This window comes from Parvimonas parva (assembly GCF_045866535.1).
In the GTDB taxonomy this organism is placed as follows: domain Bacteria; phylum Bacillota; class Clostridia; order Tissierellales; family Peptoniphilaceae; genus Parvimonas; species Parvimonas parva.
In genome coordinates, this window is record NZ_AP038371.1 from 266,255 (window position 1) to 290,433 (window position 24,179).

18 protein-coding genes, 4 tRNA genes and 2 rRNA genes are annotated in these 24,179 nt (G+C 31.6%); 23 read left to right on the top strand and 1 reads right to left on the bottom strand.

The genetic code is table 11. The annotated features are described in order from the left end of the window. The first annotated feature begins 32 nt into the window (after positions 1–32). The 12 genes from ACKTSI_RS01330 (at position 33) to ACKTSI_RS01385 (ending at position 8,689) form a co-directional block, all read left to right on the top strand. Positions 33–109: transfer RNA gene (locus ACKTSI_RS01330), tRNA-Ile, on the top strand. Between the two features lie 43 nt (positions 110–152). Continuing rightward, a 23S ribosomal RNA gene (locus ACKTSI_RS01335) occupies positions 153–3,054 on the top strand. A gap of 318 nt (positions 3,055–3,372) precedes the next feature. Next, a 5S ribosomal RNA gene (rrf, locus tag ACKTSI_RS01340) occupies positions 3,373–3,488 on the top strand. Beyond that, a tRNA-Asn gene (locus tag ACKTSI_RS01345) sits at positions 3,489–3,563 on the top strand. Positions 3,564–3,568: 5 nt separating this feature from the next. Continuing rightward, positions 3,569–3,657 (top strand) — tRNA-Leu (locus ACKTSI_RS01350). A 15-nt stretch (positions 3,658–3,672) separates the two neighbouring features. Continuing rightward, positions 3,673–3,749: transfer RNA gene (locus ACKTSI_RS01355), tRNA-Met, on the top strand. Positions 3,750–4,689: 940 nt separating this feature from the next. Then, a complete protein-coding gene (locus tag ACKTSI_RS01360) occupies positions 4,690–4,986 on the top strand; it encodes a hypothetical protein (protein WP_068471798.1) in 297 nt (98 codons plus the stop codon). A 110-nt stretch (positions 4,987–5,096) separates the two neighbouring features. After that, the gene (locus ACKTSI_RS01365; protein WP_407862945.1) at positions 5,097–5,447 is read left to right on the top strand and encodes a GntR family transcriptional regulator; all 351 of its coding nucleotides are present in this window, start codon (positions 5,097–5,099) and stop codon (positions 5,445–5,447) included. Position 5,448: 1 nt separating this feature from the next. After that, the gene (locus ACKTSI_RS01370; protein WP_407862946.1) at positions 5,449–6,804 is read left to right on the top strand and encodes a hypothetical protein; all 1,356 of its coding nucleotides are present in this window, start codon (positions 5,449–5,451) and stop codon (positions 6,802–6,804) included. A gap of 9 nt (positions 6,805–6,813) precedes the next feature. Then, the gene (locus ACKTSI_RS01375) at positions 6,814–7,011 is read left to right on the top strand and encodes a PLD nuclease N-terminal domain-containing protein (RefSeq protein WP_407862947.1); all 198 of its coding nucleotides are present in this window, start codon (positions 6,814–6,816) and stop codon (positions 7,009–7,011) included. Then, on the top strand, positions 7,011–7,925 hold the full coding sequence (locus ACKTSI_RS01380; RefSeq protein ID WP_407863116.1) for an ABC transporter ATP-binding protein: 915 nt from the start codon (positions 7,011–7,013) through the stop codon (positions 7,923–7,925). Before ACKTSI_RS01375 ends, ACKTSI_RS01380 begins: the two co-directional genes overlap by 1 nt. Further along, complete coding sequence (locus ACKTSI_RS01385) at positions 7,922–8,689, top strand: ABC transporter permease (RefSeq protein WP_068471788.1); 768 nt, start codon at positions 7,922–7,924, stop codon at positions 8,687–8,689. Before ACKTSI_RS01380 ends, ACKTSI_RS01385 begins: the two co-directional genes overlap by 4 nt. Positions 8,690–8,731: 42 nt before the next feature. Here ACKTSI_RS01385 and ACKTSI_RS01390 read toward each other — a convergent pair whose 3' ends face one another. Further along, positions 8,732–9,208 (bottom strand): glutathione peroxidase, encoded by a 477-nt coding sequence (locus ACKTSI_RS01390; RefSeq protein ID WP_068471786.1) that lies wholly within the window; start codon positions 9,206–9,208, stop codon positions 8,732–8,734. Positions 9,209–9,901: 693 nt separating this feature from the next. Between ACKTSI_RS01390 and ileS the strand changes: the two genes are divergently transcribed. From ileS to ACKTSI_RS01445, 11 genes are all read left to right on the top strand, one after another. Continuing rightward, the gene (gene ileS, locus ACKTSI_RS01395; RefSeq protein ID WP_407862948.1) at positions 9,902–12,997 is read left to right on the top strand and encodes an isoleucine--tRNA ligase; all 3,096 of its coding nucleotides are present in this window, start codon (positions 9,902–9,904) and stop codon (positions 12,995–12,997) included. Positions 12,998–13,112: 115 nt separating this feature from the next. Further along, positions 13,113–14,087, top strand: a complete 975-nt coding sequence (folP, locus tag ACKTSI_RS01400; protein WP_407862949.1) for a dihydropteroate synthase — start codon at positions 13,113–13,115, stop codon at positions 14,085–14,087. Positions 14,088–14,096: 9 nt separating this feature from the next. Continuing rightward, complete coding sequence (folK, locus tag ACKTSI_RS01405) at positions 14,097–14,561, top strand: 2-amino-4-hydroxy-6-hydroxymethyldihydropteridine diphosphokinase (RefSeq protein WP_407862950.1); 465 nt, start codon at positions 14,097–14,099, stop codon at positions 14,559–14,561. A 199-nt stretch (positions 14,562–14,760) separates the two neighbouring features. Next, a complete protein-coding gene (deoD, locus tag ACKTSI_RS01410; RefSeq protein ID WP_068471777.1) occupies positions 14,761–15,459 on the top strand; it encodes a purine-nucleoside phosphorylase in 699 nt (232 codons plus the stop codon). Further along, the gene (gene deoC / locus ACKTSI_RS01415) at positions 15,459–16,103 is read left to right on the top strand and encodes a deoxyribose-phosphate aldolase (RefSeq protein ID WP_407862951.1); all 645 of its coding nucleotides are present in this window, start codon (positions 15,459–15,461) and stop codon (positions 16,101–16,103) included. The genes deoD and deoC overlap by 1 nt, the downstream gene beginning before the upstream one ends. A 112-nt stretch (positions 16,104–16,215) precedes the next feature. Next, positions 16,216–17,283 carry a peptide-methionine (R)-S-oxide reductase MsrB gene (gene msrB, locus ACKTSI_RS01420; protein WP_407862952.1) on the top strand — a complete coding sequence of 356 codons (1,068 nt, stop codon included), beginning with the start codon at positions 16,216–16,218 and terminating at the stop codon, positions 17,281–17,283. A 317-nt stretch (positions 17,284–17,600) separates the two neighbouring features. After that, positions 17,601–19,055: an alanine/glycine:cation symporter family protein gene (locus ACKTSI_RS01425; protein ID WP_407862953.1), complete on the top strand. Its 1,455-nt coding sequence runs from the start codon at positions 17,601–17,603 to the stop codon at positions 19,053–19,055. 227 nt (positions 19,056–19,282) lie between these two features. Then, positions 19,283–22,018: a glucosaminidase domain-containing protein gene (locus ACKTSI_RS01430; protein ID WP_407862954.1), complete on the top strand. Its 2,736-nt coding sequence runs from the start codon at positions 19,283–19,285 to the stop codon at positions 22,016–22,018. Further along, entirely contained in the window at positions 22,019–22,948 is a 930-nt protein-coding gene (locus ACKTSI_RS01435) for a DMT family transporter (RefSeq protein WP_407862955.1), read from the top strand. Between the two features lie 91 nt (positions 22,949–23,039). Next, complete coding sequence (locus ACKTSI_RS01440) at positions 23,040–23,453, top strand: hypothetical protein (protein ID WP_407862956.1); 414 nt, start codon at positions 23,040–23,042, stop codon at positions 23,451–23,453. Between the two features lie 88 nt (positions 23,454–23,541). After that, a complete protein-coding gene (locus tag ACKTSI_RS01445) occupies positions 23,542–24,060 on the top strand; it encodes a hypothetical protein (RefSeq protein WP_068472800.1) in 519 nt (172 codons plus the stop codon). The last annotated feature ends 119 nt before the right edge of the window (positions 24,061–24,179 follow it).

A 24,179-nucleotide genomic window follows, 5' to 3' on the forward strand; every position in this document is an offset into this window, starting at 1 on the left:
AAAAAAGTAAACAATGTTTTTTATCACTATATGGGCCTGTAGCTCAGCTGGTTAGAGCGCACGCCTGATAAGCGTGAGGTCGGAGGTTCGAGTCCCCCCAGGCCCACCAATACAACACAAGAAACCTGAAAATTAAAGAGTAATATATTTCTGGTCAAGCGACCAAGGGCATAAGGTGAATGCCTTGGCACTGAGAGCCGAAGAAGGACGTGATAAGCTGCGAAAAGTCTCGGGGAGGAGCAAATATCTGTTAATCCGGGAATGTCCGAATGGGGAAACCTACTTGAGCAAACCTCAAGTATCTTATTGTGAATACATAGCAATAAGAGGGGAGAGTTGGTGAACTGAAACATCTAAGTAGCCAGACGAAAAGAAAGAAAAAATTCGATTTTCAAAGTAGCGGCGAGCGAAATGGAAAGAGCCCAAAATAAGTTAAGGATAAAGATTGATAGTAGAATGGTCTGGGAAGGCCAACCGAAGAAAGTGAAAGTCTTGTAAACGAAATTGATTAATATCTGACTTAGAAAGAGTAGCATGGGACACGAGAAATCCTGTGTGAATATGGGGGGACCACCCCCTAAGGCTAAATACTACTCAGTGACCGATAGAGAATAGTACCGTGAGGGAAAGGTGAAAAGAACCCCGGGAGGGGAGTGAAATAGAACCTGAAACCTTATGCCTACAAGCAGATAGAGTCTTATAGAGAGATGATATCGTACTTTTTGTAGAACGGGCCAGCGAGTTATGGTGTGCGGCAAGGTTAAGTAATGAAGTTACGGAGCCGTAGGGAAACCGAGTCTGAATAGGGCGGATAAGTCGTATGCCATAGACCCGAAACCAGGTGATCTATCCATGAGCAGGTTGAAGTGAAAGTAAAATTTCATGGAGGACCGAACCGGGTAACGTTTAAAAGTTATCGGATGACTTGTGGATAGGGGTGAAAAGCCAATCGAACTTGGAGATAGCTGGTTCTCCTCGAAATAGCTTTAGGGCTAGCCTCAATTTAGTTTACAGGGGGTAGAGCACTGAATACCGTAGGGGTGTTAGACATTACCGAAAGTTATCAAACTCCGAATACCTGATAAATGATGATTGGGAGTCAGACTATGTGGGATAAGCTTCATAGTCAAAAGGGAAAGAGCCCAGACCACCAGCTAAGGTCCCTAAATATAGATTAAGTGGTAAAGGATGTTTTACTACTTAGACAACCAGGATGTTGGCTTAGAAGCAGCCATACATTTAAAGAGTGCGTAATAGCTCACTGGTCAAGTGGTAGAGCGCCGAAAATGAACGGGGCTAAAATCTAATACCGAAGCTGTGGACTAATGTAAATTAGTGGTAGAGGAGCATTGTGTAAGGGGTGAAGCTAAGTTGTAAGACGAAGTGGACTTTACAGAAGAGAGAATGCTGGCATGAGTAGCGAAAAGGCAGGTGAGAATCCTGCCCGTCGAAAGCCTAAGGATTCCTGAGGAAGGCTCGTCCTCTCAGGGTAAGTCGGGACCTAAGCCCAGGCTGAAAAGCGTAAGCGATGGACAACAGGTTGAGATTCCTGTACTATCTTTGAATGTTTGAGAGATGTACTGACGCAGGAGGATATGTTGAGCGTGTGAATGGTAGAGCACGTCTAAGCAAGTAGATAGAGATTAGAGGCAAATCCCTAATCTTAATATCGAGATGTGATGGGGAGCGAAAAATGAGTAGTGAAGCAACAGATTCCAAACTGCCAAGAAAAGGTACTATTGAGTGAGAAGATACCCGTACCAAAACCGACACAGGTAGGCAAGGAGAGAATCCTAAGACGCGCGGAAGAACCTTTGTTAAGGAACTCGGCAAAATGACCCCGTAACTTCGGGAGAAGGGGTACCATTAGATGTGAAATCTATACAGATAGAGCATAGAGTGGTCGCAGAGAATAGGCCCAAGCAACTGTTTACCAAAAACACAAGTTTCTGCTAAATCGAAAGATGAAGTATAGGAGCTGACACCTGCCCGGTGCTGGAAGGTTAAGGGGAAATGTTAGAGCAATCGAAGCATAGAACTTAAGCCCCAGTAAACGGCGGCCGTAACTATAACGGTCCTAAGGTAGCGAAATTCCTTGTCGGGTAAGTTCCGACCCGCACGAAAGGTGTAATGATTTGGGCACTGTCTCAACAAAGGATCCGGTGAAATTGTAGTAGTCGTGAAGATGCGACTTACCCACGATAGGACGGAAAGACCCCGTGGAGCTTTACTGTAGGCTGGCATTGGAATTTGGTATTAAATGTACAGGATAGGTGGGAGACAAAGAAGCGAGAGCGTCAGTTTTCGTGGAGTCGTTGTTGGGATACCACCCTTTTGATACTAAATTTCTAACCTGGTACTCTGAATCGAGTACAGGGACACTGTCAGTTGGGCAGTTTGACTGGGGCGGTCGCCTCCTAAAGAGTAACGGAGGCGTTCAAAGGTTCCCTCAGAATGGATGGAAATCATTCTAAGAGTGCAAAGGCAAAAGGGAGCTTAACTGCGACACCAACAAGTGGAGCAGATAGGAAACTAGGACTTAGTGATCCGGTGGTACCGAGTGGAAGGGCCATCGCTCAACGGATAAAAGCTACCCCGGGGATAACAGGCTTATCTCCCCCAAGAGTTCACATCGACGGGGAGGTTTGGCACCTCGATGTCGGCTCGTCTCATCCTGGGGCTGGAGTAGGTCCCAAGGGTTGGGCTGTTCGCCCATTAAAGAGGCACGCGAGCTGGGTTCAGAACGTCGTGAGACAGTTCGGTCCCTATCCATCGTGGGCGTAGGAAATTTGAGAGGAGCTGTCCTTAGTACGAGAGGACCGGGATGGACAGACCGCTGGTGTATCAGTTATCATGCCAATGGTAATGCTGAATAGCTAAGTCTGGAAGGGATAAGTGCTGAAGGCATCTAAGCACGAAGCCCCCCTCAAGATGAGATTTCCTGTTGTAGAAATACAAGAGAGATTCGATACAGAAAATGTCGTAGATAGGTCAGAGGTGTAAAGGTGGCAACATCAAAGCTAACTGATACTAATAAATCGAAAGCTTGACCAGAAATATATACTCTTTAATTGAGGATTTCAACAGAAATATATTACAAAATATTTAAATTAAGTTTCAGATTTTTTGTTTGAAACTTATAATAGTATATAGAGTAAATTTTACTTTATATTAAAAGTATGGCTACAATGGTTAAGAGGATACACCTGTTTCCATCTCGAACACAGAAGTTAATGACCTAACAGCAATCTATGATTGCGTCGTAGGTCAGATGCAAAGAAACTCAATTTTTAAATATGAAATTTTTAAAAATTGTAAGTTTCGACTGCGAAAGCTCAGAGCTTAACGTAATATATTGTAAAATAAAAAAAGTATGGCTACGATAGCTAAGAGGATACACCCGTTCCCATCTCGAACACGGAAGTTAAGCTCTTAAACGTCGAATGTACTAATACATTTCGTATTGGGAGATTAGAAAGTAGCCAAACTCCTAGGTAGCTCAATGGTGGAGCACCCGGCTGTTAACCGGTAGGTTGTGGGTTCGAGCCCCACCCTGGGAGCCAATTGTGCCGGGGTGGCGGAACTGGCAGACGCACAGGACTTAAAATCCTGCGATGTTAACTCATCGTACCGGTTCGATTCCGGTCCTCGGCACCAATTAAATTTTTATATCGCGGGATGGAGCAGTTTGGTAGCTCGTCGGGCTCATAACCCGAAGGTCGTAGGTTCAAATCCTGCTCCCGCAACCATAGAACAACTGAAAAGTTGTTCTTTTTTTCTATAAATTTCTATTTTATTTAATAGGATTTAGTTATAGAAAATCATTATTCATTAAAATTTTTTATGTAAATGTATTCAATATTGATAAAAATTGTAAACATATATAATTGGTGTGCAAGAGAAATTTAATAAATATATTTGTTTTGTAATTAAAATTTAAGGAGAAATTATGAAAAAATTAAATTTATAGAAAATAAAGAAAAGACAGTTAAGGTAGAATCAGATAATTTAAGAAGTGGAATTGAATTAAAAGTTGAAAAAGTAAAATCTTTAAAAGGTTTTGATTCAGATGCTTTTGATATTTATTTTGTAGAAAATGGAAAACGTGTAGAACTTGGAAATGGAATATATAAAGTTACTGTTCAAAAAAATGAAGGAAAAGATGTAAAAGATGTTTATCATATTGATAAAAATGGAAAGCTTACAAGCAAAAACTTTACACAAAATGAAAAAACAGTTACATTTACAACCGAACACTTCTCAGTATATGCAGTTGTATATAATGGAAAGGCTGATGAAAAAACTGTTAATGAAAAGACACCTAAAGTAACAGATGATACAAGAGATGAAGGAAAAAATGTTAAATCTAATTCTGATAAAACGACTAAAGATAAGAAAGTTGTTAAAAAATCAAAATTAGCAAAGACTTCAATTTCCGGTGCAAGTGCTTTATTACCATTGGCATTACTTGGAGCAATGACTGTTATAAATAAAAAAAGAAATAAATAGTTAAAAGAAACACAACTTGTTCGGGTTGTGTTTTTTTTGCTAGTTACTAGATGTTTTGCATTGTAAAAATTTTTTACTAATTAAAAATATACAAGAATTAATATCATTGTAAAAAAATATATTTTATGATAAAATGCTTATAACAGTTAATAAACTGAAAACTTTAATAGGAGGTAAATTATGGAAACTGGAATTAGTATAGTAGTTGGAGTAATAGCGATTTTGTTACCTATAATTGCTATGTTGTTAAGAGATAAACTAAATAGAAATTTAATAAAAATTATACCTATAATTAGTATGACTTTGTGTTCTATTTCTATTTTGATACATTTGTTTATGCATCAAAGACTTGCAGGGTTAAATGCAATAGTGGATATTCAAGATACAATATGGGGAAGTGTTATGGGAGCTATGTTGTTGATTGGAATTTGTTCATTTATAAACATTATTGCAAATTTAGCTTTAAATGAAGAATAAAATTTTTAAAAACTGTTACATTTTGTAGCAGTTTTTTTGTGGAAATTTTTAATTAGCTATTGACTTTTTGTATTAACTGTATTATTATATATAATACAAGGAGGTAAAAAATGTTTTTTATTGATACTTTATCGGAAGTTCCGATTTATACTCAAATCTGTAATGGAATTATAAAAGAAATTGCAGAGGGAAATTTGAAAAATGGTGATGAGTTACCGTCTGTAAGGCAACTTGCAAAAGATTTTGGAATAAATCCAATGACTGTGAATAAGGCTTATGGAATTTTAAAAAGTGAAAATGTAATAGAGATTGACAGACGTGTAGGCTCGATTGTATATGTTAGATGCACGGAAAAAAATATTGAAAACATAAAAGAGAATTTACAAAATTTAATTAATGAGGTTAAAATGAGAAATCTTGGAAAAGAGTTCTTGCTTGAACTTATAGAAAGGAGTTTTTAATATGATTTACGATTTGATTTTGAATGGATGTCTGTGGATGATTTTTGTGATAAGTTATTTTTCACAAAAGAAGGGGTTTTCTTATAATAATGGGAAAATTTTACTTACTACAATTCCTATAAATGAGGTAGATAGTAAGGAAGTGCAAGAAATTAGTAAAAAAGGTTTAAAGAGTTTTAAATTGCTTCATTTAGTGTTTTTTATAATTTCATTTTTACCACTACTTACTAAAACTGATATAGAAATTCTATTTTTTATCGGAATTATATTTGCTTATTTAATTTCTCTAGGATTTTTGTCAAATAAATATATAAAACAAATGAGAAAGCTAAAAAAGGAAAAGAACTTTGCGAGTTTTACTAGAAAGTATGTGGATTTATCCGTTGCAAAGGAAATAGATAAACAAAAACTTCCAATTTTCCTTTGGTTAATTCCATTGATAGTTTTTGTTGTTGGTTTCTCTATTTTTGGAACTTTTTCCGATATGGAGTTAATTTTGTTTATTTGCTTGTCAACAACTTTAATGGCAATGGTATTTATGGGACTTTTCTGGAGAAAGACTAAAATATCAGTAATAAGCGATAACAAAGAAAAGAATTTATATATAAATAAAATTAAAATTATAAAACTTCAAAATAAAGTTTTTACAATTTCTAATTTGTATGCTGTTTTGTTTTTAGGTTTAGTATTTTTACAAAAAATGGATAAATACTCTTTTCTTCCTTTTGTATCAAGTATAATACTGATTACATTTTTTATCTTTTATATTATATCTACTGTTAATAAAATTGATATGGAAATAAGCAGTAATATTGAAGATGATAAATTTATTGAGGATCAAGACGAATACTATGATATTTTTGGTTATAAAAATCCTAATGATCCAAGGATTTTAGTTTCTGATCCAATGAATAGTAGTAGTACAGTTATTAATCGAGGAAATAAAAAAGGGAAAATATTATTTGCAATTACAAATATGCTTCTCGCATTTGTAATTATATTCGGGCTAGCACTAATTTTTGAAAAAGACTGGAAAGTTGAGATTTCAGACACTGTTAAGATTTCAACAATGCTTTATAAAGAAAATATAAAGTCAGGTGATATAGATAATATAGAATTGCTTGATAAATTTCCTAATAAAAGAGCTATTAGGATGAACGGTGGTGCTACCAAAGAAAAAGCTTATGGTAATTTCTCTTTAGAGGGAGAAGGAAATATAAGACTTTACAGATTCAACAAAGTTGATAAAATAATAAAAATAACCAGAAAAAACAAAAAGACAATCTATATAAATAAAAGAACAATCGAAGAAACTGAGGAGCTTTTTGAAAAGTTGAAGAATTTTGTGGATAAATAGGAGGAGATTATGGACTTTTTAAGAGAACATTTTTTAATTTTATTGCCAATTATTATTATAAATATAGCATTATTAGTAGTTGCATTAAGACATTGTTTAAAACATCAAAATTATAGATGTGGAAATAGATTGATATGGATTTGTGTGATAGTTCTTATTCAAACTATCGGACCTATTTTATATTTTGTATTTGGAAGTGAAGAATGATGAATATTTTAACTGTAAATAATTTAAGAAAAACTTTTAATGGAAATGATGTTATCAAAGATTTGTCTTTTAGTATCAAAGAAAAACAGATTTTTGGATTTCTAGGAAAAAATGGTGCTGGAAAAACAACCACTATGAAAATCATTTTAGGCTTTTTAAAGGCTGATTGTGGGGAAATTTTAGTTTTTGATGAAAAAGTTCATTTTGGAAATACGAAAACAAATAGATTTATTGGATATTTGCCTGATGTTCCGGAATTCTATGACTATATGACTCCAAAGGAATACCTTAATTTATGTGGAGAAATTACTGGATTATCAAAATCAGAAATTAAAGAAAGAACAGAAGAAATGTTAAATTTAGTTGGGCTCAAAGATGAAAATAAGAGAATAGGAAAATTTTCCAGAGGAATGAAGCAACGTCTTGGAATTGCTCAGGCTTTGTTTAATAGACCTAAATTACTAATCTGCGATGAGCCGACTTCAGCTTTAGATCCAATCGGTAGAAAAGAAATTTTGGATATACTATTAAAGATTAAGGAGCATACAACGGTCTTATTCTCAACTCATATCCTACAAGATGTTGAAAGAGTTTGTGATGAGTTTTTGATATTGAATGATGGGGTTAATTGTTTAAATGGAAATATATCTGACATCAAAAATATGGGATTAAAAGATAAAATTTCAGTAGAATTTTTTAATATTGAAGATAGGGATTTATTTTTAAATAAATTTGAAACTAATAATATTAAAGTTGAATTAAAGGATTGCTCTGCAATATTTTCTTCTTTTGAAAACTTGAAATATATTGAAAATAGAATATTTAAAACTGTTTTGGATAATGATTTGCTTATAGGTAGCTATAATATAATTAAGCCTTCATTAGAAGATTTATTTATAGAGGTGATAAAATGAAAGTATTTATAGCATTGTTAAAGAAAGAATATCTCGAAAGTATTAGGAATAAAAAATTATTTATAATGTTTTTTATATTTCTCTTTCTTGGAATTCTAGGTCCTGTTACAGCGAAAATTTCTCCTGAAATTTTAAAATCATTTTTGGGAGAAGAACTAGCTAAAGGACTTCAAGAGCCTACTTTTATAGATTCATGGGCGCAGTTTTTTAAAAATGTAACTCAACTTGGCTTTATATTTATAGCTATAATTTTCAGTAACTATATTGTAAATGAGTTTTCTAAAAAAACATTAGTAAATTTAGTTGCAAAGGGATTACCTAGATTTCAGATTGTAATTTCTAAAATGTTTTTTGCATCTATACTGTGGACAGTATCTTTTATCATTTACTGTTTAATCTTTAATTTATATACAAATTATATATTTAAAGAAAATGTTGAGATATTACTTGCAATAAAAGCATCAATTCCAATTTGGATATTCGGAATATTTTTAATAATATTAGAATGTTTTGCAGGTTTTGTGTTTAGAAATACTGTAGGTGCTTTATCAACTTTAGTTATAACTATTGCATTACAATTTTTAATTGGAATGTATGATAAAATAGCTAAGTTTTTACCAATGTTTCTATTTTCAGATAATATTAATTTAATTAAGGGAAGTATATCATTTTCAGATTATAGATATTCGATTTTAACTACAATATTACTTACAATTTTGATGATTTTTACATCTATATTTGTACTAAATAGAAAAGAAATTTAAAAATGCATTGTTATTCAACAATGCATTTTTGCTTTCTTTAAATTATTTTAAAAGTTCAACTATATGTTTCTCAATATCTTTTGGCTCTGTTGTAGGAGCAAATCTTGAAACGACATTTCCATTTTTATCTATAAGAAATTTTGTGAAATTCCATTTTATTTTATTTCCTAAAATTCCTGATTTTTTAGATTTTAGAAATTGATATAATGGGTGAGCGTCTTTTCCGTTTACTTCTATTTTTTCAAACATTGGGAAAGTTACTCCAAAGTTTAAACTGCAAAAAGTTTTAATTTCCTCGTTTGTTCCGGGGTCTTGGTTTTTAAATTGATTACAAGGAAAACCTAAAACGACAAAATCTTTATCTTTGTAATCATCATATAATTTTTGTAGTCCTTCAAGTTGGGGAGTGAAACCACAACCGCTGGCTGTATTTACTATAAGTAAAACTTTGTTTTTGAATTTTTCCATTGAAACTTCATTTCCGTCAATGTCATTTACTTTAAATTCATAAATATTCATTTCTACCTCCAATATTATGTATAAAATCTATTTATTTTAATACCCTAAAAAATATATTTACAAACATTTAGTTGTTTGTTTTTAGAAGAATTTATTTTTATGATAAATTTAGTATTAAATAAATTAATAGTTGTTAAATTTTAAAATGGAAAATATCGATAAATTGTTGTATTGTTTTGTGGCTAAAGTTAAGGATAGTACCATATATGAAGATTTACACAGTCGATTGTACCTAAATCGAAGATTTAGACAATCTTTGCGTCAGACCTACTATGTTTGCAAGCAAACAAGTTAGGGCTAGATTCATTTCACTCACTTCATTCGTTTCAGTCGAAATGACGGAAAAAAGAAACGGTCGAGATGACGTATAAAATAAATACTTCATTCCATAATGTAAAGTGTTTGACTTTTTTGCTTTTTTGTAGTATAATATAGCACATATTTTGAGATTAAACGTTGAAGAGGACGGAATTTGTGAATTAATTTAGAGAGGCAGTGTTTGGTGAAAACTGCTTTATGAAACATATTCGTATCAACTTGGAGTTTTTGGGTAATTCCGTTAAAGATTAATGAGTGATTTAAAATTTTTGATTTTAAATAATTTGGGTGGTAACACGGATATTTCGTCCCTAAGATTTTTTCTTAGGGACTTTTTTGTTGAATTTATAAAAACTAATAAAAATGGAGGTATATATGGCAAAGTTTAGAGAGCTTTCAAAAGAATCCGTTAAGGATAGAGAAATGAAAACGTCAGCATATTGGAAAAAAATAGATTTGTTGCATGAGTCTGTGAATGCTAGAGAAGGTGGAAAGAATTACATATTTTTTGATGGTCCACCAACTGCAAATGGTAAACCCGGTATTCATCATGTTATAAGCCGTACTTTAAAGGATATGACTTGTAGATATAAAACAATGAAGGGCTTTAAGGTTAAGAGAAAAGCCGGTTGGGATACTCATGGTCTTCCTGTTGAAATTGAAGTTGAAAAAAAATTAGGACTTTCAAGTAAGAAAGAAATAGAAGATTATGGTGTAGAAAAATTCTGTAAGGAATGTAGAGAGTCTGTATTTGTTTATGAAAGTAAGTGGAGAGAAATGTCTGAAAGAATGGCTTTCTTAGCAGATATGAACAACCCTTATATAACTCTTAATAACAATTATGTTGAATCTGTTTGGCATCTTTTAGATGAAATTTTTAAAAAAGGTTTAATGTATGAGGGAGCAAAGATTTTACCATATTGTCCGCGTTGTGGAACCGGTCTTGCATCTCACGAAGTTGCTCAAGGTTATGAAATGATTAAAACTACAACAGTTTATGCTAAATTTAAGAAGAAAGATGAAGATGCTTATTTCATCGCTTGGACAACAACTCCTTGGACTCTTCCTTCAAATGTGGCTTTAACTGTCAATCCGAATGTAACTTATGTTAAGGTAAAATATAAAGATGAGTTTTTCTATTTAGCTGAAAATTTAGCAACTAAAGTTTTAGGTGAAGATTATGAAGTTGTAGAAAAATTCTTAGGAAAAGATATGGAATATTGGGAATATGAACAACTTATTCCTGAAATTGAAGTAAAACAAAAGGCGTTCTTTGTAACACTTGCCGACTATGTAACTGTTGATGACGGTACAGGTATCGTTCACTCTGCTCCTGCTTTTGGGGAAGATGACTATCAAACAGGAAGAAGATATAATCTTCCATTAATCAATCCGGTTAATGAAGAAGGTAAGTTTAGCACTACAAGATATGAGGGTAGACCTGTTATGGAATGTGATGCAGATATTATCACATATCTTTTTGAAAATAATAAGGCGCTTAAAAAACAAAAAGTAGAACATAATTATCCACATTGTTGGAGATGTCATACTCCTTTAATTTACTATTCAAAACCTTCTTGGTACATCGAAGTAACTAAATTTAAAGAAAAACTAATTGAAAATGCAAAGGCTGTTAATTTCTATCCTGATTTTGTTGGGGAAAAGAGATTTGGAAACTGGCTTGAAAACTTAAATGACTGGGCAATTAGCCGTTCAAGATATTGGGGAACACCTTTCAATGTTTGGAAATGTGATTGTGGACATTGTACAAGTGTCGGCTCAAGAAAAGAATTAGCCCAAAGAAGTATTGAAGATATTGACGAAAATATTGAACTTCATAGACCTTATGTAGATAATGTTCATTTAAAATGTGAAAAATGTGGTGGCACAATGACAAGAGAAAAGGACGTTATCGACGTTTGGTTTGACTCTGGAGCAATGCCATTTGCACAACATCATTATCCATTTGAAAACAAGGAAAACTTTGATGAATTATTCCCTGCAGATTTCATCAGCGAGGGAATAGACCAAACTCGTGGTTGGTTCTATTCATTACTTGCTATTTCAACACTTATAACAGGAAAATCTCCTTATAAGAATGTTTTGGTAAATGATTTAATTTTAGATAAAGACGGCAAAAAGATGAGTAAATCTCGTGGAAATACTATCGACCCGATTGAATTGTTTGACAAATTCGGTGCCGATGCAGTAAGATTCTATTCACTTTATGTTTCACCACCTTGGGTACCAACAAAGTTTGACGTTGAGGGACTTAGAGAAATTGAAAGTAAATTCTTTAGGTCATTTAAGAATACTTACAACTTCTTCCAACTTTATTCCGGAACCGACGACATTGACCCAAGAGAATTTTTTGTTGAATATGATAAAAGACCTGAAATTGATAGATGGATATTATCTCGTTTCAACAATCTTTTAAAAATGTATAATGAAAATATGGATAAGTTTGAAGTTACAAAAGTTGTTCGTGCAATCTCCGACTTTGTAATCGAGGACCTTTCAAACTGGTATATCAGAAGAAATAGAAGAAGATTCTGGAAAACAGAAGTTGATGATGATAAAAAGGCTGTTTACAATACAACTTATGAAATTTTACTTGGAATTTCAAAAATTATCGCTCCGATAACTCCATTTATCGCAGAAGAAATGTATTGTAACCTAACTGACAAAAAGAGCGTTCACTTAGATTTCATTCCTGAATATAACGAAAAACTAATCGATGAAAAATTAGAAGAAAAAATGGATATCGTTAGAAATCTTGTAACAATTGGACGTGCAAGTCGTGAAAAAGTTAAAATAAAGGTTAGACAACCACTTTCTGAAATTGTTGTTGATTATGCTTTAGAAGAAAAAATTGGCGACTTAACAGAATTGATTATGGAAGAACTTAATGTTAAAAAAGTTGTATTTGAAAAAGATTTATCCGAATTTATGAACTATATGTTAAAACCTGATTTCAAAGTTTGTGGAAAAATTCTTGGTGCAAAAATAAAAGCATTTGGTAATTTCTTAAATGAAACAAATCCAAAAGAATTTTTAGAAAAACTTGAAAAAGGCGCAGTTTCAGTAGAATTAAATGGAGAAGAAACTGAAATCCTAAAAGAATATGTCGATGTAAAAGTTAGTGCAAAAGAGGGATTTGACGTTACAATGGAAAATAATCTATTTGTAATCTTAGATACGACTTTAACTGATGAATTACTTGACGAAGGCTTTGCAAGAGAAATAGTTTCAAAAGTACAACAAATGAGAAAGTCAAACGACTTCGACGTGCTTGATGAAATTAAAATAAAATACACTTGCACAGACAGACTTAAAAAAGCAATTGAAAATTATAAAGAATTTATAATGAAAGAAACATTGGGGGTTGAACTAAACTTCGTAGAGAACTTAGATACAGAAGAAGTTGACTTTAATGGAGAAGTTGGTAAATTATTTGTAGAAAGAGTTTAGTAAATTTAATACAAAATTTAATCAAAGGCGAGATTTTTTCTCGCCTTTTTTTCTTGATATTTTATTTCATATTTATTATAATAGAAAAGGAAATTGTTTTATATGGGGGTGCTTTATGGCAAATATAGAATTTAAGTTTAGAGATAAGTCAATTAAAAATGGAGATAGAACGAAGCTTTGTGCTATTTTAAATGTTACACCGGATTCTTTTTCTGACGGTGGAAAATATTTTGATGTTGAAATGGCTGTTAAGAGAGCGAAGGAACTTGTTCGTGGTGGAGCGGACATTTTGGATATAGGTGGAGAATCAACTAGACCGGGAAGTAAATTGATTTCCGTAGAGGAGGAAATTGAAAGAATTGTTCCGGTTATAAAGGCTATAAAGTCTGAAATGGACGTTATTATTTCAGTTGATACTTGGAAGTCTGAAGTTGCAAAGGCGGTTATAGATGCTGGAGCTGATATTATAAATGATATTACGGGTTTGCTTGGAGATGAAAAAATGGTTGATGTAATTGCAAATTCAAACGTTGGTTATGTTATGATGTTCAATCCTGTTATCATAAGACCTGAACATGACGGCTCTAAAATTTTTCCAAAGTTTGGAAAGAATGCTTTTATGACTGACAAAGACTTGGAATATTTACAAAGTTTAAATATTTTAGATATGATGGAAGAGAGTTTTAATAAAACTTTGAAGATTGCGCTTGAAAAAGGTGTTGAAAAGGAAAGAATCTGTTTAGACCCAGGTATTGGTTTTGCTCTTACAAAAAGAGAAAATCTTGAATTGATTAAAGGAATAGACAGAATTCATGACATGGGATATTTATCATTTTTAGGTGTTTCAAGAAAGAGATTTGTTGTAAATATTTTAGCTGAAAATAATATCGAATCGGATATAAAAACTGAAGAAGGATTGTTTAATGTAGACTTAGCATCTGCTTATTTGAGTGCTATCGCATCTTTTAAGGGAGTGAATATTTTAAGAGTTCACGATTTTAATAAGCATTTTTCTGCAATGTTGATTGGTGATTCGATTAGAATGGCTGATAAGAGTGAAGATATTAATTTTGATGCATATAAAAAATAGGAGGTTTTGATGAGTAAAGTTTGGATTGCTTTAGGAAGTAATATGGGAGATGGTCGTAAAAATCTTGATGAGGCTGTTGAAAATATGAATAAAAATGGAGTTAAGGTTGAAAAAATTTCAACATATATTGAAACTGAGCCTTACGGTTATACGGAGCAAGATAATTTTGTAAATGCTGTTTGTATAGCTGAAACTGAGCTTAGCCCTAGAGAACTTTTAAAAACACTTTTGGGAATAGAGCTTGAAATGGGTAGAGTTAGATTGATTAGATGGGGTCCTAGAATTATAGATTTAGATATTTTATTCTATGAAGATTTGATAATAGATGAAGAGGATTTAAAAGTTCCGCATATCGAAATACAAAAGAGGTCTTTTGTTTTAGAACCAATGGACGAAATTAGTCCTGAAAAAGTTCATCCTGTTTTCAAAAAGACTGTTCATGAGTTGTTGTTGGAGTTAAATGAACAATGCTAAATGTTGAATTAGTTAGAGTTAAAGTAAAAATTATTCAGTCTGAAGTTATAATGATACCGAATAAAGTTAGAGAAGTTATGAAATAGAGTTAATATTTGCCGGATTGTATTTGCAATTCGGCTTTTTTATCTAAATTCTTGAAAAATTGACATTTTTATGTTAAGATTATAGTCGAATATGAAATTTTAGGAGGTTTTTTATGACACCACATAATAGAGCAATAGAAGGAGAAATCGCAGAAACTGTCTTAATGCCGGGAGACCCTTTAAGAGCGAAGTTTATTGCAGAAAATTTTTTAGAAGATGTTACTCTTTTCAATGATGTAAGAGGAATGTTAGGATATACAGGAACATATAACGGAAAAAGAGTTTCTGTTATGGGAAGCGGAATGGGAGCACCGTCAATCGGTATCTATTCTTATGAATTAATCCATTTCTATGGAGTTAAAAATTTAATTAGAATCGGTTCTTGTGGAGCTTATAGCGATAAGTTAAAATTATATGATGTTGTTGTTGCAATGGCTGCATCAACTGACTCAAATTTTGCTCATCAATATAAATTAGACGGAACTTATTCAGCGAACTGTTCTTGGGAGCTTTTAAGAAAAACTTATGAAGCATCTAAGGAACAAAATATTGACATTAATGTAGGAAATGTATTCTGTTCAGACATTTTTTACAATGCATCACCTGATGATTGGAAAAAATGGGCAAAAATGGGAGTTCTTGCAGTAGATATGGAAAGTTATGCTCTTTATTGCAATGCTAATTATGCAGGAGTTAATGCAATTACGATTTTAACTGTTTCAGATTCATTTATTTTTGAAGAAAAAACTACTGCTGAAGAAAGACAAAAAAGTTTTACAACTATGATGAAATTAGCATTGGAGATAGCATAATGGAATTAAATAGATATATGGATCACACTGCTTTAAAAGCAGATACTACTTATGAAATGATAGACAAACTTTGTGATGAGGCTAAAAAATACGACTTCTTTTCTGTTTGCGTTAATGGCTGTCATGTAAAGAGATGTGCTGAAAATTTAAAAGGCTCAAATACAAAAGTTTGTACTGTTGTAGGTTTTCCTTTAGGAGCAATGACAACAGAAAGTAAAGTTTTTGAAACTGAAAATGCAATTAAAAACGGTGCAACTGAAATTGATATGGTAATCAATGTCGGAGCATTAAAATCAGGAGATTTAGACTTTGTATATAATGATATAAAGGCGCTTGTTGATGTTACAAGAGCAAAGGCACTTTTAAAAGTAATTTTAGAAACTTGTCTATTAACTGATGAAGAAATTGTAAAAGTTTCTAAGCTTTGTGTTAAAGCCGGAGCTGAATATGTAAAGACTTCAACAGGATTTAGTACTTCAGGTGCTAATGAACATGTTGTTGAACTTATGAAAAAAACAGTTGGAGAAAATGCAAAAGTAAAAGCAAGTGGTGGAATTAGAGATAAGGCAACAGCTTTAAGAATGATTGAACTTGGAGCTGAAAGACTTGGAGTTAGTGCAAGTGTAAAAATAATTTCAGAATAATTTTTAGGAAGTTGGAAACAACTTCCTTTTTTGAAATAAAAAATAATCAAATTTGATTATAATTATTTTTTACGGGGTATATTTTCATAAAATCAAAAAAGGGGATGATTTTATGAAAAAATATTTAATACCTTTTGTTTTATGTGTTTTTATAATAGGACTTGTATCAACATATAAAATAAAAGCAAAAAAAGGAGAGAAAACTATGGAAAAACCAAAAATTGATGTTAGTTTAATCAAAAATAAAGGTGAAATTTATCTTGCCGGTGGATGTTTTTGGGGTGTTGAAGGATACTTTTCAAAAATTGAAGGAATAGCAGATACTACTGTTGGTTATGCAAATGGAAGTGGTTCAGAAACAAGCTATGAAAGAATTAAACATACCGACCACGCAGAAACAGTTCATATAGTTTATGATAAAGATAAAATTTCTCTTGAAGAAATTTTACAACATTATTTCAGAATAATTGAACCTACAAGTGTGAATAGGCAAGGTAATGATGCAGGTAGGCAATATAGAACCGGTATATATTTTGTTGATGAGAATGACAAAGCTATTGTTGAAAAATTTATTGATGGGCAAAGAAAAAATTTCGATAAACCGATAACTGTTGAAGTTGAAAAGCTTAAAAACTTTGTTGTAGCAGAAGAATATCATCAAGATTATTTAAAGAAAAATCCCGGTGGATATTGTCATATTGATTTAGGACTTGCAGATAAACCACTTAAAAGAATAGACGGAAAATATAAAAAACCAAGTGATGAAGAATTGAAAAGCAAACTAACAGATTTACAATACAGAGTTACTCAAAATTCTGCAACTGAAAGACCTTTCTCAAGCGAATATGACAAATTTGATGAGCCGGGAATTTATGTGGATATAGTTACAGGAGAACCACTTTTCTCTTCAAGGGATAAATATGATGCAGGTTGTGGTTGGCCGAGTTTTACAAAACCGATTGACGAAAATATAAATTATAAAAATGATGAAAGTCATGGAATGAAAAGAACAGAAGTTAGAAGTAAAGGTGGAGATTCACATTTAGGACATATATTTGACGACGGCCCAAAAGATAAAGGTGGAAAAAGATATTGTATAAATGGAGCATCTTTGAGATTTATTCCATTAGCCGATATGGAAAAAGAAGGATACGGAAAATATATTGATAAAGTTAGATAGAAATATTTTTTAGATTTAATCAGGAAAAGGTATATAACTTGAAATATTTAGTTATATGCCTTTTTACTTTTTGTAAAAATATGAAATAATATAATATATTTTCACTTTAAATAATCTTTAAATGACAAATATGATTAAATAAATACACTTTTATACAATAACCATAAAACTGTATTTATTATAACATATTTATAGATATTTTTTTGGAGATTTTTTTTAATGATAATAAAAAAAAACAAAAGTTTTCCCGAAAATGTATTGACTTATTTATTAATTAAGAGTATAATATAGTTAATAAATTTTATAGGAGGTATTATATGAACTTATTATCAAGCTTTGTATTACTTAGCGATTCAGCACTTGTTGATACTATCAACAAAATAAACGATTTTATCGCTGGTAATATATTAATGTATGGATTGTTATTTGCGGGACTATTCCTTTCATTTATTTTGGGCTTCCCTCAAATTACAAAATTAGGAAAGGCTTTCAAACTAGTTTTTGGTGGACTTTTCAAGAAAAAAGAAGGACCTAAAGAAGAAGGTTCAATGTCTTCATTCCAAGCACTAGCAACAGCAGTAGCTGCTCAAGTTGGTACTGGTAACGTTGCAGGGGTTGCAACTGCTATTACTGCAGGGGGACCTGGAGCAATTTTCTGGATGTGGTTATCAGCATTCTTTGGAATGGGAACAATCTTCGTAGAAGCAGTTTTAGCTCAAAAATATAGATCTAAAATTGATGGAGAATTCGTAGGAGGACCTGCATATTACATATCAAAAGGTATGAAAAATACTGGAGCATTCGCGAAATGTTTAGCCGGATTCTTCGCTATTGCAATCGTATTAGCTTTAGGATTTATGGGAAATGCCGTTCAATCAAACTCAATAGCATCAGGTATTAAAGGTGTTCAAGGACTTGAAGGAATTAACCCAGCTATTATTGGTGTTGTTATTGCTATTTTAGCAGCTTTAATCTTCATCGGTGGTATCGACAGAATTGCAAAATTTGCTGAATTAGTAGTTCCGGTGATGGCAGCTGTTTATATCTTAGGAAGTATTGTTATTTTAATTATGTTTGCTAACAAAATTGGACCAACTTTCGCATGGATTTTCAAGAGTGCATTTAGTGGTACAGCAGTAGCAGGTGGTATCGCTGGGGCAGCAGTTAAAGCGGCTGTTCAAAAAGGGGTTGCAAGAGGATTATTCTCTAACGAAGCTGGTATGGGTTCTACACCACATGCTCATGCGGTTGCTAACGTAAAACACCCTGCTGAACAAGGTTTAACAGCTATTATCGGTGTATTCATTGATACAGTTTTAGTATGTTCTGCAACAGCACTTTCTATTTTAGTAACAGGTGCTTACAATGTAAAGGGAGCAGATGGAAAATTCTTAGCCGGAGCTCAATTAACTCAACAAGCATTTAGAACTGCATTTGGATCAGGTGGAGCTATTTTCTTAGCTGTTTGTTTATCATTCTTTGCATTTACAACAATCGTTGGTTGGTACTATTTCGGAGAATCAAATATCAAATACTTATTTGGTAAAGCTGGATTATGGCCATATAGAGTTATAGTTCTTATCTGTATCGTAGCCGGTTCTCTTGGAGAAGTTGCTATCGTTTGGTCATTAGCAGATATTTTCAATACTTTAATGGTATTACCAAACTTAGTTGCAATTCTTTGGTTATCATTTGAAGCTAAAGCTATTATGAAGGATTATAACCAATGCTTACTAAATGGCGATATTCATTATGATTATGAAGTAAAATAATTGATTAGTTAAATTTGATTTTTAAGGAGAGAGTTATCTCTCCTTTTTCATTTGGAAAATTGTTTTTAGTTTTAAACAAATTAAATTTTTAATAATTTTGTAACACTTTTGTAATAATTTTGTAATTTTTTATCCTTATTTTTAGCTATTTGTTGATATTATATAAAAAATATGTTAAAATTGACCATAGTGAATAATTATTTTTGAATAATTATTAGGAGGCAAATATGAAAACTAAAAAAAGAATTTTACTTTTAGGAATTTTAGGATTTTCGTTATTAAGTTCTAATATATTGAGAGCTGATACGGAAGGAAATTGGGAAAAGTTAAATAATGGTAAATGGATATTTATACAAAATGAAAAAAGAGTAAAATCAAATTGGGTTGATTATAAAGAAAATTGGTACTATCTGTTATCTAATGGAGAAATGAAAGAGAATGGCTGGGAAAAAGTAAATGGCTATTGGTATTATTTTGTAGATGGAAAGATGTTATCAAGTCAATTTATAAACTATAACGGAGACAAATATTATTTAGGCGACAGTGGAGCTATGGCTGTAAATACCAAAATAGATGGATATAATATAGACGAAGAAGGCATAGCAAAAAAATTAGAAGAACATTGGGAACAAAAAAATAATAAGTGGTTCTATTATGGAGAAGATGGAAACTTATATAAGAATAAGTGGACAAAATATAAAGGCGTATGGTACTATCTACTATCTAATGGAGAAATGAAAGAGAATGGCTGGGAAAAAGTAAACGGCTGTTGGTATTATTTTGTAGATGGAAAGATGTTATCAAGTCAATTTATAAACTATAACGGAGACAAATATTATTTAGGCGAAAGCGGAGCTATGGCTGTAAATACCAAAATAAATGGATATAATATAGACGGAGAAGGCATAGCGAAAAAATTAGAAGAGCATTGGGAACAAAAAAATAATAAGTGGTTCTATTATGGAGAAGATGGAAACTTATATAAGAATAAGTGGCTAAAATATAATGGCGTATGGTACTATCTACTATCTAATGGAGAAATGAAAGAGAATGGCTGGGAAAAAGTAAACGGCTGTTGGTATTATTTTGTAGATGGAAAGATGTTATCAAGTCAATTTATAAACTATAACGGAGACAAATATTATTTAGGCGAAAGCGGAGCTATGGCTGTAAATACCAAAATAAATGGATATAATATAGACGGAGAAGGCATAGCGAAAAAATTAGAAGAGCATTGGGAACAAAAAAATAATAAGTGGTTCTATTATGGAGAAGATGGAAACTTATATAAGAATAAGTGGCTAAAATATAATGGCGTATGGTACTATCTACTATCTAATGGAGAAATGAAAGAGAATGGCTGGGAAAAAGTAAATGGCTATTGGTATTATTTTGTAGATGGAAAGATGTTATCAAGTCAATTTATAAACTATAACGGAGACAAATATTATTTAGGCGAAAGTGGAGCTATGGCTGTAAATACCAAAATAGATGGATATAATATAGACGGAGAAGGCATAGCAAAAAAATTAGAAGAACATTGGGAACAAAAAAATAATAAGTGGTTCTATTATGGAGAAGATGGAAACTTATATAAGAATAAGTGGATAAAATATAATGGCGTATGGTACTATCTACTATCTAATGGAGAAATGAAAGAGAATGGCTGGGAAAAAGTAAACGGCTATTGGTATTATTTTGTAGATGGAAAGATGTTATCAAGTCAATTTATAAACTATAATGGAGACAAATATTATTTAGGTGAAAGTGGAGCTATGGCTGTAAATACCAAAATAAATGGATATTATATAGATGAAGAAGGCATAGCGAAAAAATTAGAAGAACATTGGGAACAAAAAAATAATAAGTGGTTCTATTATGGAGAAGATGGAAACTTATATAAGAATAAGTGGATAAAATATAATGGCGTATGGTACTATCTACTATCTAATGGAGAAATGAAAGAGAATGGCTGGGAAAAAGTAAATGGCTATTGGTATTATTTTGTAGATGGAAAGATGTTATCAAGTCAATTTATAAACTATAACGGAGACAAATATTATTTAGGTGAAAGTGGAGCTATGGCTGTAAATACCAAAATAAATGGATATTATATAGATGAAGAAGGCATAGCGAAAAAATTAGAAGAACATTGGGAACAAAAAAATAATAAGTGGTTCTATTATGGAGAAGATGGAAACTTATATAAGAATAAGTGGATAAAATATAATGGCGTATGGTACTATCTACTATCTAATGGAGAAATGAAAGAAAATGGCTGGGAAAAAGTAAACGGCTATTGGTATTATTTTGTAGATGGAAAGATGTTATCAAGTCAATTTATAAACTATAACGGAGACAAATATTATTTAGGCGAAAGCGGAGCTATGGCTGTAAATACCAAAATAAATGGATATAATATAGATGAAAATGGAGTTGCTAGGAGCGCATCCAAACCTATAGGTAGTAGAAGTGAGTTTATAAAGAAAGTAACACCTGGAGTTTTAAAGGCTGTTAAAGGTAAGGGATTATTTCCTTCAATAGCTGTCGCTCAAGCTTGTTTAGAAACTGGTTTTGGAACTGACGGATTATCCCCGGCGCCAATATATAATTTGTTCGGTATTAAGGCAGCTGATGATACACCTCCTGAAAGATATTATGAAATAAGAACTGCTGAATATGATAAAAATGGAAAAAAGTATTATATTACAGATAAGTTTATGAAGTTTTCAGGATATGATGAGGCATTTGAATACTATGCTAAGTTATTTACTAGAACTAAGTGGCTTACTAACTGGTATAGAAATGTTGTAGCTGCTAAGACTCCGGAACAAGCTGCAAAAGCATTAACCGGAACTTATGCTACTGACCCAAATTATGGTTCAAAGTTACTTAATATAATTGATACTTATAATTTGAGAGAATTGGATAAAGAAATTTTTCCTAATGGAGTAAAGCCATAGATGAAAAAATTTAAAAACGAATTTATAGGACTTAGCTCAGGATTCTTTTGGGCGGTCAATGGAATAATTTTATCTCTTATTACAGGAAGTGAATACTTAAAAAATTATAGTGTTGGAATTTTATTTTTCTTGCCTTTAGTTTTTGCCGGATTTAATGACTTGTTTGCCGGGATATTTGTTCTAGGATATAATGGAGTTTTTAGGAAATTAAAGTTAATATTACCTGCGTTAAAAACAAAAACCGGAAAAATGGTTTGTTTTGCAGGCTTGATAGGTGGACCTGTTGGACAATGCTCATATATTATGGGCATTTCTCTAGCAGGTTCTGCTTATGCAATTCCTATTTCTGCACTATGCCCAATGTTTGGAACAATTTTATCAGCTGTTTTTTTGAAAGAAAAAGTAAATTTAAAAACTTTTTTATGTATTTTAGGCTGTATAGTTGGAACTTTTATTTTATCCTATACAAAACCAGCCGGTAATTATCCACATTTTTATTTAGGAATTTTATTTTCTGTTATTGCAAGTTTTAGCTGGGGGTTAGAGGCTACGATTGTAAATTTTGCAAGCAAAGAAGAGCTTGAAGAAGAGATAATTTTAAATATAAGAGAAATTGTTTCGGGATTAACTATATTATTTTTAGTTTTACCATTTTTAAATTTATTTAGTGGGTTTATAGTTACAATAGGACATTTTGAAATTTTAAAATATTTAATTTGTTCAGGTTTTTTTGCAGGACTAAGTTACTTGCTCTACTATAAATCTATGAAATTAAATGGAGTTTCAAAAGGAATGGCACTTAATAGTACATTTAGTGTCTGGAGTGTTATTCTTTCTGTTTTGTTTTTATCAACTTCATTAACAGTAACTTTATTTATTGGCGTTTTAATAGTAACTTTATCAATAATAGTACTATCTTTTAGTAATTAATTTTAAATAAATGTTTTTCTTTTCGTTAAAGTGGTATAAATTAATTAGTACCATGGAGAAGTACAAACATTTATTTTTTTTAGGAGGGCTTATGGAATACTTAAGACAAAAATACATTATTGATATTGAAACATACAAATTTTTAGATGATGTGTATGAACCGATTAACGAAAATATAGAATATGAATTGGTAACAAGTGATGAATTAGTTGGAAATTTCAAATTAAATGAAACAAATTCAGAATATGTTACAGTTACTTATTGTAAATTATATGATGCAACAGGAATTTCCGATGGAGAAGTTTATGAACATTTCTTAGATAATTCACATTTTATAAAGAGTAATTTATCAGAAGTTAGGAATATGTATGTTGATTCTCTTGTTAAAGCAATTGAAAAGAGATATAATCTGGAAATAAAAAATCTTAATGATGAATCAGAAGTTAAGTCTTTAATGACTAGAATTAATAATGAGATTAGGAAATTACAAAGAAAAAAGAGATAAATTTTAATTTTTTTTAATAAAGTATTTATTTAAAATCAAAAATGTAGTATAATAGATATAATTGAAAAAATAAAAGGAGGAAATTTGTATGCATCCAATGTTACAAAAACATGTAGACTCAGGTTATATGAAAGAAGAACATGGTCTATATATCGAAGAAGCTATTGCTAAAGGAGAAACTTTAATTATTTCAGGTCATAGATCTGCTGGAATAAGACCATTTATGGCAGCTGTTATGGCTGTTGCTAAAGGTTCACACAAAACTGTTCAAGTTAAAGATGAAGCTGGTATCGAAGCTGCAAGTGATGTAGATTATATTTTAATTCCTGCACTTACAGAAGAAAACTGTGAATCAATGGTTCAAGCTGCTTTCAATAAAAAAGGAATGAACACTATCACTTTTAAAGAAACTGAACTTAAGTACTCAATGATGAAAATCATGAAAACTCAAGCTAAAGAAGTTGGAGATTTAAGCAAAGTTGTTCATTTAATTGAATGTAGAAAGATTAATATGATACCTCACTTAATTAACTTCAGTAAAATGACTTACGATGAAAAAGGTAAAGTTAAGAGAGAAGATTTACTAAGCTGTGAAGATTACGAATAATAAGAAAATTAAAAAGCAAGATTTAGTTCTTGCTTTTTTTGTGCAATAAATATCACTTTCTTTAATTGAAAAAATATGTGTTTTATGTTATTATAAGGGGTAGTATTGGAGGATTTTTT

Excerpts from the sequence above, each read along its gene's own strand:
- ACKTSI_RS01360 (WP_068471798.1), top strand. The coding sequence starts at position 4,690 with ATGGAAACTGGAATTAGTATAGTAGTTGGAGTAATAGCGATTTTGTTA.
- ACKTSI_RS01365 (WP_407862945.1), top strand. The coding sequence starts at position 5,097 with ATGTTTTTTATTGATACTTTATCGGAAGTTCCGATTTATACTCAAATC.
- ACKTSI_RS01370 (WP_407862946.1), top strand. The coding sequence starts at position 5,449 with ATGATTTACGATTTGATTTTGAATGGATGTCTGTGGATGATTTTTGTG.
- ACKTSI_RS01375 (WP_407862947.1), top strand. The coding sequence starts at position 6,814 with ATGGACTTTTTAAGAGAACATTTTTTAATTTTATTGCCAATTATTATT.
- ACKTSI_RS01380 (WP_407863116.1), top strand. The coding sequence starts at position 7,011 with ATGAATATTTTAACTGTAAATAATTTAAGAAAAACTTTTAATGGAAAT.
- ACKTSI_RS01385 (WP_068471788.1), top strand. The coding sequence starts at position 7,922 with ATGAAAGTATTTATAGCATTGTTAAAGAAAGAATATCTCGAAAGTATT.
- ACKTSI_RS01390 (WP_068471786.1), bottom strand. The coding sequence starts at position 9,208 with ATGAATATTTATGAATTTAAAGTAAATGACATTGACGGAAATGAAGTT.
- ileS (WP_407862948.1), top strand. The coding sequence starts at position 9,902 with ATGGCAAAGTTTAGAGAGCTTTCAAAAGAATCCGTTAAGGATAGAGAA.
- folP (WP_407862949.1), top strand. The coding sequence starts at position 13,113 with ATGGCAAATATAGAATTTAAGTTTAGAGATAAGTCAATTAAAAATGGA.
- folK (WP_407862950.1), top strand. The coding sequence starts at position 14,097 with ATGAGTAAAGTTTGGATTGCTTTAGGAAGTAATATGGGAGATGGTCGT.
- deoD (WP_068471777.1), top strand. The coding sequence starts at position 14,761 with ATGACACCACATAATAGAGCAATAGAAGGAGAAATCGCAGAAACTGTC.
- deoC (WP_407862951.1), top strand. The coding sequence starts at position 15,459 with ATGGAATTAAATAGATATATGGATCACACTGCTTTAAAAGCAGATACT.
- msrB (WP_407862952.1), top strand. The coding sequence starts at position 16,216 with ATGAAAAAATATTTAATACCTTTTGTTTTATGTGTTTTTATAATAGGA.
- ACKTSI_RS01425 (WP_407862953.1), top strand. The coding sequence starts at position 17,601 with ATGAACTTATTATCAAGCTTTGTATTACTTAGCGATTCAGCACTTGTT.
- ACKTSI_RS01430 (WP_407862954.1), top strand. The coding sequence starts at position 19,283 with ATGAAAACTAAAAAAAGAATTTTACTTTTAGGAATTTTAGGATTTTCG.
- ACKTSI_RS01435 (WP_407862955.1), top strand. The coding sequence starts at position 22,019 with ATGAAAAAATTTAAAAACGAATTTATAGGACTTAGCTCAGGATTCTTT.
- ACKTSI_RS01440 (WP_407862956.1), top strand. The coding sequence starts at position 23,040 with ATGGAATACTTAAGACAAAAATACATTATTGATATTGAAACATACAAA.
- ACKTSI_RS01445 (WP_068472800.1), top strand. The coding sequence starts at position 23,542 with ATGCATCCAATGTTACAAAAACATGTAGACTCAGGTTATATGAAAGAA.